The following is a 13,637-nucleotide window of genomic DNA, read 5'->3' on the forward strand; positions in this document are numbered from 1 at the left end:
CGGTTCGACCTGCCATGAGTTCCCGAATCAAGATTCTCCTCGGCTCGCTGCTCTCTCCCGTTCTGCTCGCCGCCGCCGACCTGCCGCCGGTCGGCGGAGACGGGCCGGCGCAGCGCGCGTATCAGGTGGCCGTGCTGGCACGCATCGCGGAGCCGGTGCTGGTCGCGGGGAGTGAGGGCCGGCTGCGGGTGCGTATCCCGCAGATTGAAGGCGCGCGCAACCAGTACGCGCCGCTCGAGGCGCTCGGCCGGACGCTCGCCGGCATCGCACCGTGGCTCGAACTCGGTCCGGGCGACGACGCCGAGGGCGCCTTGCGCGCGCACCACATCGGGCTTGCGGTGAAGTCGATCGCCCATGCGGTCGATCCGCAGTCTCCGGGACATTTGAACTTCACCGAAGGCGGACAGCCGCTGGTCGACACGGCGTTTCTGGCGCAGGCGCTGCTGCGCGCACCGCGACAACTCTGGGGCAATCTCAGCGACGCGGAGCGCGCCCACGTCGTCGCCGCGCTCAAAGCCACCCGCGCGATCAAGCCTTACGAGAGCAACTGGCTCCTGTTTAGCGCCATGGTGGAAGCCGCTCTGCTCGAGTTCACGGGCGAATGCGAGTTGGCGCCGATCGAGCGCGCCGTCACGCGCCATCTCGAGTGGTATAAGGGCGATGGCACTTACGGTGACGGGCCGGAGTTTCACTGGGATTACTACAACAGCTTCGTGATTCATCCGATGCTGTGGGAAGTGCTCGAGGTGGCTGGCCGGAAAAACCTCCCGCTTGGCCAGCACTTCGCGCTCGAGCAGAAGCGCGCGCAGCGTTACGCGGAAGTGCTCGAGCGGATGATTTCGCCGGAAGGCACGTTTCCGATCATCGGCCGCTCGTCGGCATATCGCTTCGGCGCGCTGCACGCGTTGTCGATGATGGCGCTTCGCCACCACCTGCCGGAAACGGTGACGCCGGCGGGCGTGCGCGCGGCGCTCACCGCGGTGATCCAGCGCATGATCGAAGCCCCGGGCGCGTTCGATGACGCGGGCTGGCTCCGGATCGGCGTCGTCGGCGCGCAACCGAAAGCCGCCGAGGTCTACGTCAACACCGGAAGCCTGTATCTCTGTACCTTTGGGCTGCTGCAACTGGGCCTGCCCGCCGAGGATCCGTTCTGGACCGAGCCGAACCAATCGTGGACGCAGCAGCGGCTCTGGGCCGGCGAGAATCTACCCGCCGATCACGCGATCAAGGAGTGACTGGAGAGCCCCTTCGCGTTCTCCGCGACCTCTGCGTTTCCAGGCTTTGTGAAGTCACGATCTCACGGGCAAGTTGCCCGTGCCACGTGACGCTCACTTCGAATTCACGGGCAGGATGCCCGTGCCACGTGGCGCTCAAGCGTCCGGGATATCCGGTTCGACGAGCTTGATCAGTTGCTCGAGCGAGTCCTGCCAGCCGAGGTAGCACATCTCGGCGGGAATGACGGCGGGCACGCCTTCCTGCACGATGCTAAGCTCGGTGCCGCAGGAGACCTTTTTCAGCGAGGCTGTCGTGATCATTTCACCGGGCAGATTCGGATCGTCGAATTTGTCCGAGTAGCGCACCCGCTCGCCGGGCACCAACTCGAGATAGCTGCCGCCGAACGAGTGCGACTTGGCGGTGGTGAAATTGGTGAACGACATCCGAAAGCCGCCGCCCACTTTGGGGTCGAAGTGGTGGACTTTGCAGGTGTAGCCGTGCGGCGGCAGCCACTTGCTCAACGCGTCGGCGTCGAGGAACGCGCGATACACTTTTTCGGGGGCGGCCCGCAGGACGCGGTGGAGGCGGATGGTATTCGTGGCGGACATGGTTCCTTTCGTGGGGAGGTGTGATTATGAGTTGTCGTTGAATTCAACGACTCAACGAACGATCGCTGCGCTGCCGGACAGCGCCAGTGCTTTTGATGTCACCAGAAAGGGCGTGGCCCATTTTCCGAACCGATCGGCCAACGATCGCCTGGAGCGGCGCGGCCGACTCGGAGGTAGAGAACCACGAAGCACGCGAAAGGAGCGAAACCCGGGAAGGATTCTGAAACCGCTGATCGACGCTGATCAGCGCGAATGCGGATGACGCTGATCAGCGCGCATGAGCGGTTTCCCAGCTGGCGTCGCCAAAAGGCGTCTCAGGAAAAGCGGCCTGGTCCGGAGCGGTGGACGAGTCGCGGCGGATCAATTCTGAGGTGGCATTGCTGGATCCATCCGTGTTCACCCGTAGTCACAAGCGGCTGAGCTGTGCCCTCGCGAGGGCTTGTCGGCGGTCGCGTAGCCGGGCTGCCGATGGGAGGTTACGGAGCACCTCCGTTGTTTTCCGAGAGCAGCGTTTCGAGCGTGGCGCCCAGTTGTGGGTAGTCGGCGGTCGAGAGCACGCGGCTGGCGCCGGCCTGCAGCGCTTCCCGGGTGACGATGGGATTGCCGGTAACCATCACAATCGGCAGCGCTGGAAACCGCGCGCGCACCCAGCGGGTGAGTTCGATCCCATTCACGGGATGCATGCTGTGATTGGTGACGATGGCATGCACGGGCTGCTGTGCGAGGTGCGCGATGGCTTCGGCTCCCGAAGTACAGTGCATGATCATCGCGTCGCCGAACTGCCGGCGGATGCAGGTCTCCAGAAAAAATCGTTTGTGTTCATCATCGTCGACCAGCAACAGCGATGGTGGCGGGGGCATGGTCGACGGTGACACGGCGCGCGGTACGGACGTTCCGCCACGCCCGCCGCGGTAACGCCGCCCGCACGCTTCGCGCACGGCAGAATGGGGAAAATTCCGGGAATCCACCGAACCAATGCAGGTCGTTTGAAATCTGGTTCACGCCTCCGGGGATGAAACTCCCGGATCGCGCGGGGCACAAAGCGGGGGCGGCGCGTTGACGCACGGGCCGACCGGCATACCCGTGGCCGTGAAGGGAAACACGCCGCAGGAAGCGGCGGCGGAGCAAACCCAGCAACCCATGCAACCACGCCCGATTCACCCGCAGGTCAGCATCGGTCATGTGCACTTGAAGGTGGCGGACTTAAACCGATCGCTCGCGTTCTATCGCGACGTGCTCGGCTTCGAAGTCACCCAGCGCTTCGGTGCGCAAGCGGTCTTCCTGTCGGCGGGTGGTTATCATCATCACATCGGGCTCAACACCTGGGAGAGCGCCGGCGGCCGGCCGCCGGCGCGAGGGACGACCGGCCTTTATCATTTCGCGATTCTGTATCCAACGCGGGCGGAGTTGGCGGACGCCTTGCGGCGGCTGATCGACGCGCAGATTCCGCTCGAGGGCGCGTCGGACCATGGCGTGAGCGAGGCGATCTACCTGCGCGATCCGGATGGCAACGGAGTGGAGCTCTACTGGGATCGGCCGAAGGACCAGTGGCCCCGCGACGCACACGGCGGAGTGGCCATGGTGACAGACCCTCTCGACCTCGCAGCCCTGCTCAAGGAGGCGGCGAAGTAAGGCCGCGGGCGATCGCCCGCGGCGAGCACGACTTCGCGCCGACGTACTAACGGCGTAGCGGGCGAACAGCGCGCCGGCCGCTATTGCTTGATGAACTCGCCGTCGGCCTTGATCGCCACCTCGTCGCCGAGCATCGGCGGCGCGAATTTGGGGCCGATGCCGAAGTCCGAGCGCTGCAGCGTGCCGGTGAGTTGGAAGCCGGCGGTGGTGTTCTTCTGGCTGACGGTGGTGCCGCGATACCAGAGATTCATCGTCACCGGTTTGGTCTGGCCGTGCAGCGTGAGCTCGCCGGAGAGGGTGTAGCGATCCTTGCCGGCGGGTTTGATCGACGTGCTGCGGAAGGTCATCTTCGGATGCTGCGCCACGTCGAAAAAGTCCGGGCTGCGGAGGTGGTTGTCGCGCTTTTCCACGGCGGTGTTGATGGAGGCGACATCAATGGTCAGGTCGAAGACGGCATCGCTGAAATCGGGCTTGGCCGCATGGATGCTGACCTCGAACTGATTGAACGCCCCGGTGATTTCGGAGATGCCGAGGTGGGTGATGGTGAAGCCGACGCGGGAATGCGGGGGATCCGCCTTCCAGACGTCCTGGGCGAATGCAGTGACTTGCAGAACGGCGGAGGCCAGAAGGAGAGGGAGGATTTTTTTCATGGGAGCTGGCTAATTGATTCCTGTGGCGCCAAAAAGCCAACCGCCGGGCCGGAATACCATCGCGGCGTGGAGCGCGCGGGGGAACGTGGCACGGGCATCCTGCCCGTGGACGGCGCTCCGCGCCGCGGCTATGGGCGAGACGCCCATGCCACGCACGGGCGGCAAAGTTTTTGTTGCCTTCGAGGAAACGGAGCTATGTCCTCACACCCTTTTCCATTACGCCTGCCCTCAATTCCGGGGCGACAGGGGGAACGAAAACCATGAGTCAAACATTCCAACTAAACGTCGCGTCGCGCGCCCAGACGGGCCGCAGCGCCTCCCGCCGGCTCCGCAAAACCAATCGCGTCCCCGCGATTCTTTACGGCAAGCACACGAGTCCCGAGTCCCTCTCGGTCGATGCGCCGGAGTTCACCCGCCTGCTGAAGACCATCGGTGCCCGCACGGTCCTGGTCGAACTGCAGCAAGCCGGGAAAACCGACAAGGCGCTGTCGTTCCTGCAGGAAGTGCAGCGCGATCCGATGACCGACAAGTTCGTCCACATCGATTTCCAAGAGGTCAAGGCCGACGAGAAGTTTGAAATTCACGTCACCGTCCGCCCCGTGGGCGAGTCGTTCGGCGTGAAGAACCAAAGCGGCGTGTTGGAGCTGAACGTCCACGAGCTGCGCATCCGCTGCTTGCCCAAGGACCTGCCCGAGGCCGTCGAGGTCGACGTCACCGAGCTCAAGGTCGGTGAGACGATCAAGTTGGGTCAGCTCAAGCCCATCGCAGGCGTCGAATTTTTGGACAGCAAGGGCCAGCCGGTCGTTTCGTGCGTCGAGCCCGTCGCCGAAATCGTCACGGAAGTCGCTGCTCCCGCCGCCGTCGAAGGCGCGGCCGCCGCGGCTCCGGCCGAGGGTGCTGCTGCTCCTGCCGAAGGTGCGGCTGCGGCTGCTCCGGGCGCCGCAGGTGCCGCTCCGGCCGCCGCCGGTGCGAAGGGTGCGACTCCGGCCGCCGCCGGCGCCAAGGGTGCCGCTCCCGCAGGCGCTGCCGCCAAGGCTCCGGCCGCTGGCGCGAAGCCCGCTGCTCCCGCCAAGAAGTAAGTTTCCGCCGTCGGGCCCGCTGCTTGACCGCAGCGGACCGCGACGATTGTTCTTTGAGTCATGTCCATCTCGCTCGTTGCCGGACTCGGCAACCCGGGCCGCGAATATGCCTCCACCCGCCACAATCTCGGCTGGATCGTGCTCGACGCGCTGGCTGCCAAGCTCGGCCTCGCGTGGAAGCCGCAGCCGCAGTTCCAGGCGGCGGTCACGCGTTGGAACCGGCCCGGCCATGGCGCCTGCTGGCTCGTGAAACCGCTGACGTTCATGAACGACAGCGGGGTCGCCGTCGGCGCGCTGGCGCGGTTTCACAAGCTGCCGATCGAGTCGGTCCTCGTGCTCTACGACGATCTCAACATCGATCTGGGGCTGGTGAAAGTCTCGGTGACGGGCAGTGCGGGCGGGCACAACGGCCTTGCCAGTGTGATCGAGCACTTCGGCGACGGCTTCGTGCGCTACCGGCTCGGCATCGGCCCGAAAGAACCGCCGCAGATGGACCTCAAGGATTTCGTGCTGGGCAAATTCACGCCCGACCAACAATCGCTCGTCACCCAAAACCTCCCGTCTTATTTATCTGGTCTCGACCTGTTGCTTTCGCGCGGTGTCGACGCCGCCATGAATCAGCTTAATCGCAGAGAATCCAAATGAACGCCACCGCCACCAAACGCAGCTACCGCGCTTCCTTCATCCTCGATAACCGGGGCAAGGAAGACTCCATCGAGCAGATCATCGACGGAGTGAAAGAAGTCATCGCCGCCGTGCACGGCGAAGTCACCGCGGTCGAAAACCTCGGCAAGAAGGACTTCGTGCGCGTCACCGACCGCAAGATGACCAGCGGCGCCTACGTGCAGATTTCGTTCAATGGTCCCGCCGAAGCGCCCGCGCATCTGAAAGAGCGGCTCCGACTGAACGGCAGCGTCTATCGCACGTTCGTGCAGTCCGTCTGACGCGGGTGGCGAGCGCGCGGTAGCGGAGCGCGTGAGCGTTTCGCGAAAGCCTCGCGGCGTCCGCCACCTTTCATCCGACGCAGCCGAGCGGCCGACTCTCTCCTTTCTCCTCACCCCAACGCAGCAGGCTTCTCTCATGGCCAACTTCAACAAAGTCTATCTCATCGGCAACCTCACGCGCGACCCGGAGCTGCGAGTCACGCCCAAGGGCACGGCCATTTGTCAGTTCGGCATGGCGGTCAACCGCCAGTTCAAGGACGAGTCCGGTGCGCTGCGCGACGACACGACGTTCGTGGACATCGAAGCGTGGGGTAAACAGGGCGAGACGATCTCGAAGTATTGCACCAAGGGCCGCCCGCTGTTCGTCGAGGGCCGGCTGAAGTTCGACCAGTGGGAGGACAAGACCTCCGGCCAGAAGCGCAGCAAGCTGAAGGTTGTGCTCGAGGGCTTCCAGTTCCTCGGCAGTGGTCAGCGCGATGGCGCGCCGGGCGGTGGTGGCGGCGGCGGGGAGTTCGACCAGAGCGCGCCTTCGCCGGAGCGCCATGCGCCGCCCCCGCGTGGTACGAGCGGCAAGCCGCCGGCCGCCGAGAACCTCGACGAAGACGTGCCGTTCTAGAATGGCGTGTTTCGCGGGTGTAAAGATCCGGGCCTGTGAGACAGTGCAGGGAGCGTAGCTCCCCTCCGGGCAATTGGAGCTAATAGATTTGGGTGGGGCCGCAGGGGAGGGGCGTAGCCCCTCCCCGCCCTGTCCTGGGAGGGAGGGGCTGACTGCATGTCAGATGATCGAGTTTCCCTCGGCTACCGAAGCCGGAGCGCTCGCGGTTCTCGCGTGATCCACAGACATCGTCTGGAGGGGCAGAGAAGGGTTTGCGCACCGCCGATCCGCTTTTCATTGATTGTTTGCCGAGGGGTCGAAGGGGGGAGCAATGGCGTCTTCCGATGGCGTTCGCTCGCTGTCGGCTGGCCAGTCTCGCATTAGAGCTCGTTGCGAAGAAATAACGTAAACTTAGAAATTCTAATTGCGATTGCGTAGGCGGTTACGGCGCGGCACCCCTGTAAACGATGCCTCCTCTGGCCTACCGCGTGCATAAAGCGGTGTTCTCAACTGGAGAACGGTTTCCGATCCTGCTGACACGAGAGGGCCTGCCAGTTTCGCTGCCAACACGGTACGTCATCGACGAGCATCGCGAGAGAAGCCAAACAAACACGATTGGACCGATCATAAGGGCGATTTCCTATTTCTACGAATGGTGCGCCACGCTCGCTGAGCCATTCGACCCGGAGGTGCGACTGCGTGACGGGCCGCTCCTAGACCGCTCTGAGTTGATCGGTCTGCAGCGCTATTTGCGTGCTGGGAGAAGGCACAACGTCATCGTGTTTCCAAAGCGAACTCAGGCGTTCTCCCGCGCCAGTGCCGTTATGAAAAACGGCAGTTTAAACACGCAGCTAGATAGAATTCGCGACTTTCTGGTTTGGGCCGCGGACTTTGCGATGCAACCTCGAGCTCCGACCCAGGAAATTGACCGCCTGAAAAGGGCGATGGATGCCCTCCACCTAACGAGAACGAGGTCGAAGGACAAGTTGGGACTGACGCTGACCCAACAAGGAGAACTGCTGCGGATTGTCGATTCGGGATCCGAGAATCTGGACAATCCCTTTAGCCGTCAGGTGCGCGCTCGAAATCAGACTATCGTTCGACTGTTGCTCGAGACAGGAATTCGCCGCGGTGAGCTGTGCAAGCTGCGAGTTGAGGATGTTAATTTGCGCGACGTGATGTCGGCCAGCATTGCCATCGTGCGAAATCCCGACGACCCGTTCGATCCGCGACGGGACGAGCCTCAGGTCAAAACGCTTAACCGCCGTATCCCTCTGCGCGGAGCCACCAAGGATCTGATGTTTGAGTATTTACTCAAACATAGAGGTCTATGCCGGCACCCCTACTTCTTTACGAGTTCTCGAGGCGCCGTTCCACTTGATGTGACGGCTGTGAACAGAATATTCACCCGAATCAGAGAAGCATCGAACGCGTTCGCAGGTGTCGAGCTAACGCCGCACATCATGCGGCACACCTTTGAAGAAAATCTCGCACGCCAGGTGGAGGCACTCGGTTGGCCGGAGAAGAAAGTCAACGACGTCACGAATTATCTCAGTGGCTGGGTTGATCAAAGTAAGCAGGCCGTCGTCTACCTGCGAAGAGCAAATGAGGAGTTTGCGATGGTCGCAATGAGTAAGCTGCATGCCCTAAACGACAAAATTGGGGAGATGGCCATCCGCAGGGCAAGTGACGGCATCCCACTATGAATGAGGCTCTCCCAATTCCCAGCGACTGGGTCTCGCCACATCTACCGGAGGTTGCACCATATGTATTCGATCGTTTTGGGATGAAAGTAAATACGACCGGACAGGCGTGGCGACTCAACGAACCAACACGGCCGCTTGTCGTTACGTGGTCTCTTTTGCCAGCTAGCGGAGAAATTAGGCATGCATGCATGCTCGGGATTCAACACTCGATCTGCTCGCATGCGCCCAACACAACGATCACTGCCTTCAAGGCGATCGTGTGGGCGCTGCGGGCCGTCGCGCCAATAACATCCGATCTGGCTGCGCTAGACCTCGATTGGTGGCGAAAACTTCGCGCAGCGGCCCGGCAAGCACATCAGGAGGAAAGGCTACACCATGTCAGGTGGTGGTACCTTTGGATGGCTGATCTTGGATTTGAAGGGATCGACGACGAAGATTCTTTCGAGGTCGAGCGTTGGCGAATACCAGGCGGGGTGAAAGGAGAAGCCGTTGCTCGACGTGATGAGGATTGTGGTCCCCTGACAGATCTCCAGTTCGCAGCACTCATATACGCGGTGCGGCGTGAGCAGCCCCCAACGCTACAGCTCGCTGCGGTAATGTTGTGCATTGATTTGGGATCCAATCCAAGGAACCTGGTTTTGCTGGAGGAACGTGATTTAGTGACATACGACGATCCAAAGGGTGGTGAGCGTGTCTACCTGTTATCGGTTCCCCGAATAAAGAAACGGCTAGACGAACGAGCGACAAAGTGCAGGAAAATTAGCGCGCAGACGGGGCGCGTTCTAGAAGCTGTGGTGTCGCAGAACCGAGCAAAATTCGGGGGAATAGCAGATCCGAAACGACCGATTCTCTGTCGAGAGACGCCACGTCACCTGAAATATGACGACCCGGAAATGGAACGGTTTGAGTATCACTGGATGACCAGCGACCTTACTAGTGCGGTCAGGTCTTTCTGCGAGGCGAACGATCTACGAACACCCGGTCCAGGGGATCGGCGTTTTCGAGTATACCCGCGACGCTTACGATACACTCTCGGGACCCGGCTTGCTGTGCAAGGTGCGCCTCCGAAAGTAATCGCCGAGGCCCTCGATCATAGTGACCTACAGCATGTGATGGTATACATCGAGGCCGCTGGGAAGTTCGCTGAACGGCTAACCACGGCGATCGGTCCGCTGATTAAGCCGACGATAGACCGCTTTCTTGGGCGGCTGGTTGACGGTCCTGCCGATGCGGTACCTGCGAACGACCTGAGCAAGGCGATACCGGCGGTCTTGGGGGCGAAGCTAATGGGCAACATCGGCACGTGTGGAAGTAGCAGCCTGTGCCCCCTAGCTCCGCCGCTGACGTGTTATCTGTGCGACTACTTCCAGCCTTGGAGGATTGCCGATCACGAGGGACTTTTGGCGAGCGTAAAAGAGGTGCGGGAACTGATGGGAAAGGGTATCGCCACACCATTCTCGATGGAGGTGATCGAACGGGTCATCGCGGCCATTGATTCTGTGGTTCAGCTCAAGCTGGCTTCGAAGGGAGAAAGGGGCACGTGAGTTCAGGGCCGTTAACGGACAGTCTGCTCCCCGACGACCCGTTGGTGAAACTGGCTGCGTTTATCGCGAAGGCTAAATGTTCACCTGCACTGAAGAGCATCAATTGGAACGATGTCGAATGGAAGCTGGATGCTTCCGACCCAATAGTTGAAAAACAGCGCTCCCACAAAAGCTACGGTAGCAGTCTAGCGTTTACGACTCGCGACACCTCAGGACGGGGGCAGATGCGGGTTCGGGCTTCAGAAAGGACAGCGATTGCCTCGCCGTACGCTGATTTCGCGAAGGCCGACGTGCGTCTCCACGCCGAAGCGAATAACGTGTCGATCAGTGTCCTGCGCCGGGACCTAACAGCTCACCAGTTTTTGGAAAGGGAACTTCGTAGGACTGGAGAGACAAACAGCATCGACCAGCTCACAATTCGGCATTTCGAATTTGCAGAAGAATCAATTGCGAAAGAGCAGGCACCTAGCACGGCATATAGGATCTCTCAGCAGTTGGTGCGGATCTCCAAGGTCATCGACGAACGCCGTTTGACGGCGCGTCCGATTGGGTACGAGACACGGCTGAAACGGCCCTTGGACGGAGATGAGCTGACCGAGGAGGGGCAGGCTGAGGGGATGAAGAAAATGATCTCTCAGGAAGCCTTGGATAAGCTCGCTGAGATTTTTGCGAATCCTGGCAGCGATTACGAAAGACTAATCATCTCGATCGTCGGACTTTTCGTCGTTGGAGGCTTCCGCGCGGGCGAGGTCCTGACGATCCCGGTAGATTGTTGGCAACACCAGCTTCAGCAGGGCGACTCACTTGATCCGAAGACGGGTGTGATACTCGGGAACCACGGTATTCTCTACGCAGCGGAGAAAGCGCAAGACTACCGAATAAAGTGGTTGCCCAAGGACGCCGTCGAAATGGCGCGCCGCTGCGTGGATGACTTGACGCGGCTGTGCCAACTTGCGCGGGAGACGGCGGCGTGGATGGAGGCTAGTCCCGGCCGACTAAAGCCGTTCGCCGATCTTGAGCCGACGGACTGGATCAGTGGACACGAGGCCTGCGAACGGCTCGGGTTTGCGAAACAAACACATGTCAACTGGAAGATATTCCGTGAAAACCGCGCTACTGTCGGCCGTGCTGGTCGGGCTGCGTGGTACCGAGTTGGAGATATAGAACAATGGTTCAACTCGAACTCGGTGATCGATCCGGTGATGACAATGCCCAGCGGCAGGACGCAAAGACTGTCGGAAACGCTCGTTGTGGTATTTCGGAATCAGTTTCACGGGAACCGGCCGGCTCTCAGCTTCATCCCCGAGTTGATGACCCATTCGGTCCTTTCAGGGGAGATTTCGCCGGCGCCTTCGCAGGAAGGGGATCGTATCGGTATCCTGTCACGACATGGCCTGCGGGTTACAACGAAGCAGTTCCGACATTGGCTAAATACGTTGGCTGACCGCGGTGGTCTGAATGGGATAGAGTTGGCGAAATGGATGGGCCGGCTCGAAATATCTCAAAATGCCGCCTACAAACATGGGACTCTAGCCATTCGCACCGAGGCGGCGCAGAGCGTGATTCGCGCCGGCGATGCTGAAGGGACTATCCCTCGGATATACCGTTCACTGCCACCGGCGGACCGCGAAGCCTTTCTGAAGGCCTCGATCACGGCGGCCCACGCGATGTCGTTTGGTATGTGCGTCCACAATTTCGCGCAATCGCCCTGTCCAAACTGCAATCAATGTCTGCGCAAATGCCCGGAATATATCCGGATCAAAGGCGACATGGAACAACGGCAGGCGCTCCTTGAGATGAAGGCCCTCGAGGAGCGGAATCTCCAGCGAGCGCAGGCAGCGCTCTGTGATTCTGACGGGAAAGGTGGCTACTACGGGGCTGATCGCTGGGTGACCTGGTCGAAAGAAACTCTCGCGGGTATCGATGAAGCGCTGGCGGTGGATGACGATGACGCGATCAGCTCGGGATCGCAGACACGTGTGTTCGAGGAGACAAGGCAGATAGGAGACTAATCCAGTGACAGCAAGTGTAGCAAAGAAACGGGGGAGCGGCCTGCGAGGGCGGCGACTTTTCGAAGCGGCGCTGCGGGAAGTCGCCGATTTTGGGTCGTGGACGCGTGGTGAAGATTTGACGTGGGCAAACCTCGCTCGGCGACTCGGAGTAAGTCGACAGGCCCTTGAGTCGAGGCGACCAGATGAAAAAGAGGCGTTGAGAGAGGCCGTCGGGAAGCAGAAGGAGGCTCTTCGCAAAACCGATTATGGAGCGGATTCCGCCAAGGTCGTTCGGCGAACCTTGGAAGAACGAATCGAAGCTTCGAAGGCAGAGACGGCTCAACTTAGGAAGGAACTCGACTGCTGGATCGAAAAATGGGTTACCGTCGAATACAACTGTCGACGTCGGCACATTAATGCGGACGACATACTCACCCCTCTGGCGAAGCCTGATAGAAGTTCGGTGGTCGAAAAACGGAGCTAGGCCCCGTTAGGCAGCGCCTCGCTGATCGTTCGCCCGGCTTGCCGATGCCGACGCCGTGCGTGCCGGCTTGAGTAGCCGCCACGCTGGAACTCCCAACGCCTCCGCCAGCTTTTCGATGGTTTTGAGCTGCAGGCCGGGCCAGTGGCCGGCTTCGATCCGCTGCGCGTACTTGTAATCGATCCCGGCGCGTTCGGCGAGGTCCTGCTGGGTGAGCCTTTGCTTTTCCCGGAGGCGCTTCAGGTTTTTTCTCAGGATCTCGAGTGCGGACACCCGCAGAGAATAGCGATCCTCGATCACACTGGACACCGCAGGAAGCTACGGTGTAGTGGTCTGAACGACTGATCATGCGAAAGAACCCGCGCAAGTTGCTCAATGAAAGCCTAGCATGGATCCGAGACAATCCGCGTGCGACTACGGCTGACGTGCCGCAGCATTTCATCGAGCTATGGTCATGGAGCGATCAACCCGAGGAAAAGCCGAGCGGATGGCATCTTTGCGTGTTTGGCTTCGGCTTTATGCAGCACGAGCTGATGACCAGCGATCGCCCGCCCGAGGAGGAGCGTGGCGTCTCGCTTCACGAGCTGCTGGAGCGCTTTTGGCAATGGCAGATGAAACTTGGACTGGCCGAGGTTAACCAAAAGACCGACGTCGCAATCCAGGCACTGCCGCTTTGGGCGTTCCCGGAAGGGGAGCAGGTTGTTTGGTCTCGTCGGATGCAGACGACCAGCGAAGTGACCTGAGATGCCAAAACACACAACAAAGGACCCACGTGGGGCACTTGTAGTCGCCGCTGAGAAGGAACTCGCAGTTCGCAGTGCGCGCGTGCAACTGCTCAGAACGCTTGATGTAGACATCGCCTTGCGGGCGATTTCAGTGTTTGCGTCTGCCGAAGCGGCTGCAGATTGGCTCATCGCCGAAGGACTGGCATCGCTTAACGGGAAGTCTGCGGTTGAAACTGCTCAAACCGTGAAAGGAAGGCAGAGGGTTTTAGCGCTGCTTGGAGCAATTGAGCACGGCGTGTATACGTAAGGTCGCGAAAGCTGACGTGCCGTGGGATCTCGCGGACTGAACCCTCGAATGCTCATCGTATGCGATGTCGAGATTCATTCGCACTCTCGCGAGGGAGAAGTGCTTCGATTGGCCAAATGGTAAACTCATTGCCAGGGCTATTCACGGTCCCTACTCTGTG

The 13,637-nt window shown here is 60.7% G+C and carries 15 protein-coding genes; 11 read left to right on the forward strand and 4 right to left on the reverse strand.

Translation table 11 applies throughout. The features are described from left to right. Positions 1–14: 14 nt before the first annotated feature. Positions 15–1,235, forward strand: coding sequence for a DUF2264 domain-containing protein (locus OTER_RS11540; protein WP_012375098.1), 1,221 nt, complete (start codon positions 15–17; stop codon positions 1,233–1,235). Positions 1,236–1,370: 135 nt separating this feature from the next. Here OTER_RS11540 and OTER_RS11545 read toward each other — a convergent pair whose 3' ends face one another. Next, positions 1,371–1,823: an SRPBCC family protein gene (locus OTER_RS11545; protein WP_012375099.1), complete on the reverse strand. Its 453-nt coding sequence runs from the start codon at positions 1,821–1,823 to the stop codon at positions 1,371–1,373. A gap of 476 nt (positions 1,824–2,299) precedes the next feature. After that, complete coding sequence (locus OTER_RS11550; RefSeq protein WP_012375100.1) at positions 2,300–2,683, reverse strand: response regulator; 384 nt, start codon at positions 2,681–2,683, stop codon at positions 2,300–2,302. Positions 2,684–2,963: 280 nt separating this feature from the next. Between OTER_RS11550 and OTER_RS11555 the strand changes: the two genes are divergently transcribed. Beyond that, positions 2,964–3,455 carry a VOC family protein gene (locus tag OTER_RS11555; protein WP_044892435.1) on the forward strand — a complete coding sequence of 164 codons (492 nt, stop codon included), beginning with the start codon at positions 2,964–2,966 and terminating at the stop codon, positions 3,453–3,455. Positions 3,456–3,535: 80 nt separating this feature from the next. Here the strand turns inward: OTER_RS11555 and OTER_RS11560 are convergent, their stop codons facing one another. After that, positions 3,536–4,105 carry a YceI family protein gene (locus OTER_RS11560; RefSeq protein ID WP_012375102.1) on the reverse strand — a complete coding sequence of 190 codons (570 nt, stop codon included), beginning with the start codon at positions 4,103–4,105 and terminating at the stop codon, positions 3,536–3,538. A gap of 260 nt (positions 4,106–4,365) precedes the next feature. Here OTER_RS11560 and OTER_RS11565 point away from each other — a divergent pair, with 260 nt between their 5' ends. The 7 genes from OTER_RS11565 (at position 4,366) to OTER_RS11595 (ending at position 11,985) form a co-directional block, all read left to right on the forward strand. Further along, complete coding sequence (locus OTER_RS11565; RefSeq protein ID WP_012375104.1) at positions 4,366–5,184, forward strand: 50S ribosomal protein L25; 819 nt, start codon at positions 4,366–4,368, stop codon at positions 5,182–5,184. Positions 5,185–5,244: 60 nt separating this feature from the next. Beyond that, a complete protein-coding gene (gene pth, locus OTER_RS11570) occupies positions 5,245–5,829 on the forward strand; it encodes an aminoacyl-tRNA hydrolase (protein WP_012375105.1) in 585 nt (194 codons plus the stop codon). Continuing rightward, positions 5,826–6,128 carry a 30S ribosomal protein S6 gene (locus OTER_RS11575; RefSeq protein WP_012375106.1) on the forward strand — a complete coding sequence of 101 codons (303 nt, stop codon included), beginning with the start codon at positions 5,826–5,828 and terminating at the stop codon, positions 6,126–6,128. The genes pth and OTER_RS11575 overlap by 4 nt, the downstream gene beginning before the upstream one ends. A gap of 136 nt (positions 6,129–6,264) precedes the next feature. Further along, positions 6,265–6,744 carry a single-stranded DNA-binding protein gene (locus OTER_RS11580; protein WP_012375107.1) on the forward strand — a complete coding sequence of 160 codons (480 nt, stop codon included), beginning with the start codon at positions 6,265–6,267 and terminating at the stop codon, positions 6,742–6,744. 446 nt (positions 6,745–7,190) lie between these two features. Next, the gene (locus OTER_RS11585) at positions 7,191–8,429 is read left to right on the forward strand and encodes a tyrosine-type recombinase/integrase (RefSeq protein ID WP_012375108.1); all 1,239 of its coding nucleotides are present in this window, start codon (positions 7,191–7,193) and stop codon (positions 8,427–8,429) included. Further along, a complete protein-coding gene (locus tag OTER_RS25165) occupies positions 8,426–9,973 on the forward strand; it encodes a tyrosine-type recombinase/integrase (RefSeq protein ID WP_012375109.1) in 1,548 nt (515 codons plus the stop codon). Before OTER_RS11585 ends, OTER_RS25165 begins: the two co-directional genes overlap by 4 nt. Positions 9,974–10,017: 44 nt before the next feature. Beyond that, positions 10,018–11,985 (forward strand): hypothetical protein, encoded by a 1,968-nt coding sequence (locus tag OTER_RS11595; protein ID WP_148218093.1) that lies wholly within the window; start codon positions 10,018–10,020, stop codon positions 11,983–11,985. Between the two features lie 469 nt (positions 11,986–12,454). On the opposite strand, the gene OTER_RS11600 is transcribed toward OTER_RS11595, so the two are convergent. Then, entirely contained in the window at positions 12,455–12,754 is a 300-nt protein-coding gene (locus tag OTER_RS11600; RefSeq protein WP_085982190.1) for a helix-turn-helix domain-containing protein, read from the reverse strand. 38 nt (positions 12,755–12,792) lie between these two features. Here OTER_RS11600 and OTER_RS11605 point away from each other — a divergent pair, with 38 nt between their 5' ends. Then, entirely contained in the window at positions 12,793–13,188 is a 396-nt protein-coding gene (locus tag OTER_RS11605) for a hypothetical protein (RefSeq protein ID WP_012375112.1), read from the forward strand. Between the two features lie 82 nt (positions 13,189–13,270). Next, complete coding sequence (locus OTER_RS25170; protein ID WP_158305422.1) at positions 13,271–13,477, forward strand: MbcA/ParS/Xre antitoxin family protein; 207 nt, start codon at positions 13,271–13,273, stop codon at positions 13,475–13,477. The last annotated feature ends 160 nt before the right edge of the window (positions 13,478–13,637 follow it).

This window comes from Opitutus terrae PB90-1 (assembly GCF_000019965.1).
Classification (GTDB): domain Bacteria; phylum Verrucomicrobiota; class Verrucomicrobiia; order Opitutales; family Opitutaceae; genus Opitutus; species Opitutus terrae.

Coding starts and splice junctions, on each gene's coding strand:
- OTER_RS11540 (WP_012375098.1), top strand. CDS start 15: ATGAGTTCCCGAATCAAGATTCTCCTCGGCTCGCTGCTCTCTCCCGTT.
- OTER_RS11545 (WP_012375099.1), bottom strand. CDS start 1,823: ATGTCCGCCACGAATACCATCCGCCTCCACCGCGTCCTGCGGGCCGCC.
- OTER_RS11550 (WP_012375100.1), bottom strand. CDS start 2,683: ATGCCCCCGCCACCATCGCTGTTGCTGGTCGACGATGATGAACACAAA.
- OTER_RS11555 (WP_044892435.1), top strand. CDS start 2,964: ATGCAACCACGCCCGATTCACCCGCAGGTCAGCATCGGTCATGTGCAC.
- OTER_RS11560 (WP_012375102.1), bottom strand. CDS start 4,105: ATGAAAAAAATCCTCCCTCTCCTTCTGGCCTCCGCCGTTCTGCAAGTC.
- OTER_RS11565 (WP_012375104.1), top strand. CDS start 4,366: ATGAGTCAAACATTCCAACTAAACGTCGCGTCGCGCGCCCAGACGGGC.
- pth (WP_012375105.1), top strand. CDS start 5,245: ATGTCCATCTCGCTCGTTGCCGGACTCGGCAACCCGGGCCGCGAATAT.
- OTER_RS11575 (WP_012375106.1), top strand. CDS start 5,826: ATGAACGCCACCGCCACCAAACGCAGCTACCGCGCTTCCTTCATCCTC.
- OTER_RS11580 (WP_012375107.1), top strand. CDS start 6,265: ATGGCCAACTTCAACAAAGTCTATCTCATCGGCAACCTCACGCGCGAC.
- OTER_RS11585 (WP_012375108.1), top strand. CDS start 7,191: ATGCCTCCTCTGGCCTACCGCGTGCATAAAGCGGTGTTCTCAACTGGA.
- OTER_RS25165 (WP_012375109.1), top strand. CDS start 8,426: ATGAATGAGGCTCTCCCAATTCCCAGCGACTGGGTCTCGCCACATCTA.
- OTER_RS11605 (WP_012375112.1), top strand. CDS start 12,793: ATGCGAAAGAACCCGCGCAAGTTGCTCAATGAAAGCCTAGCATGGATC.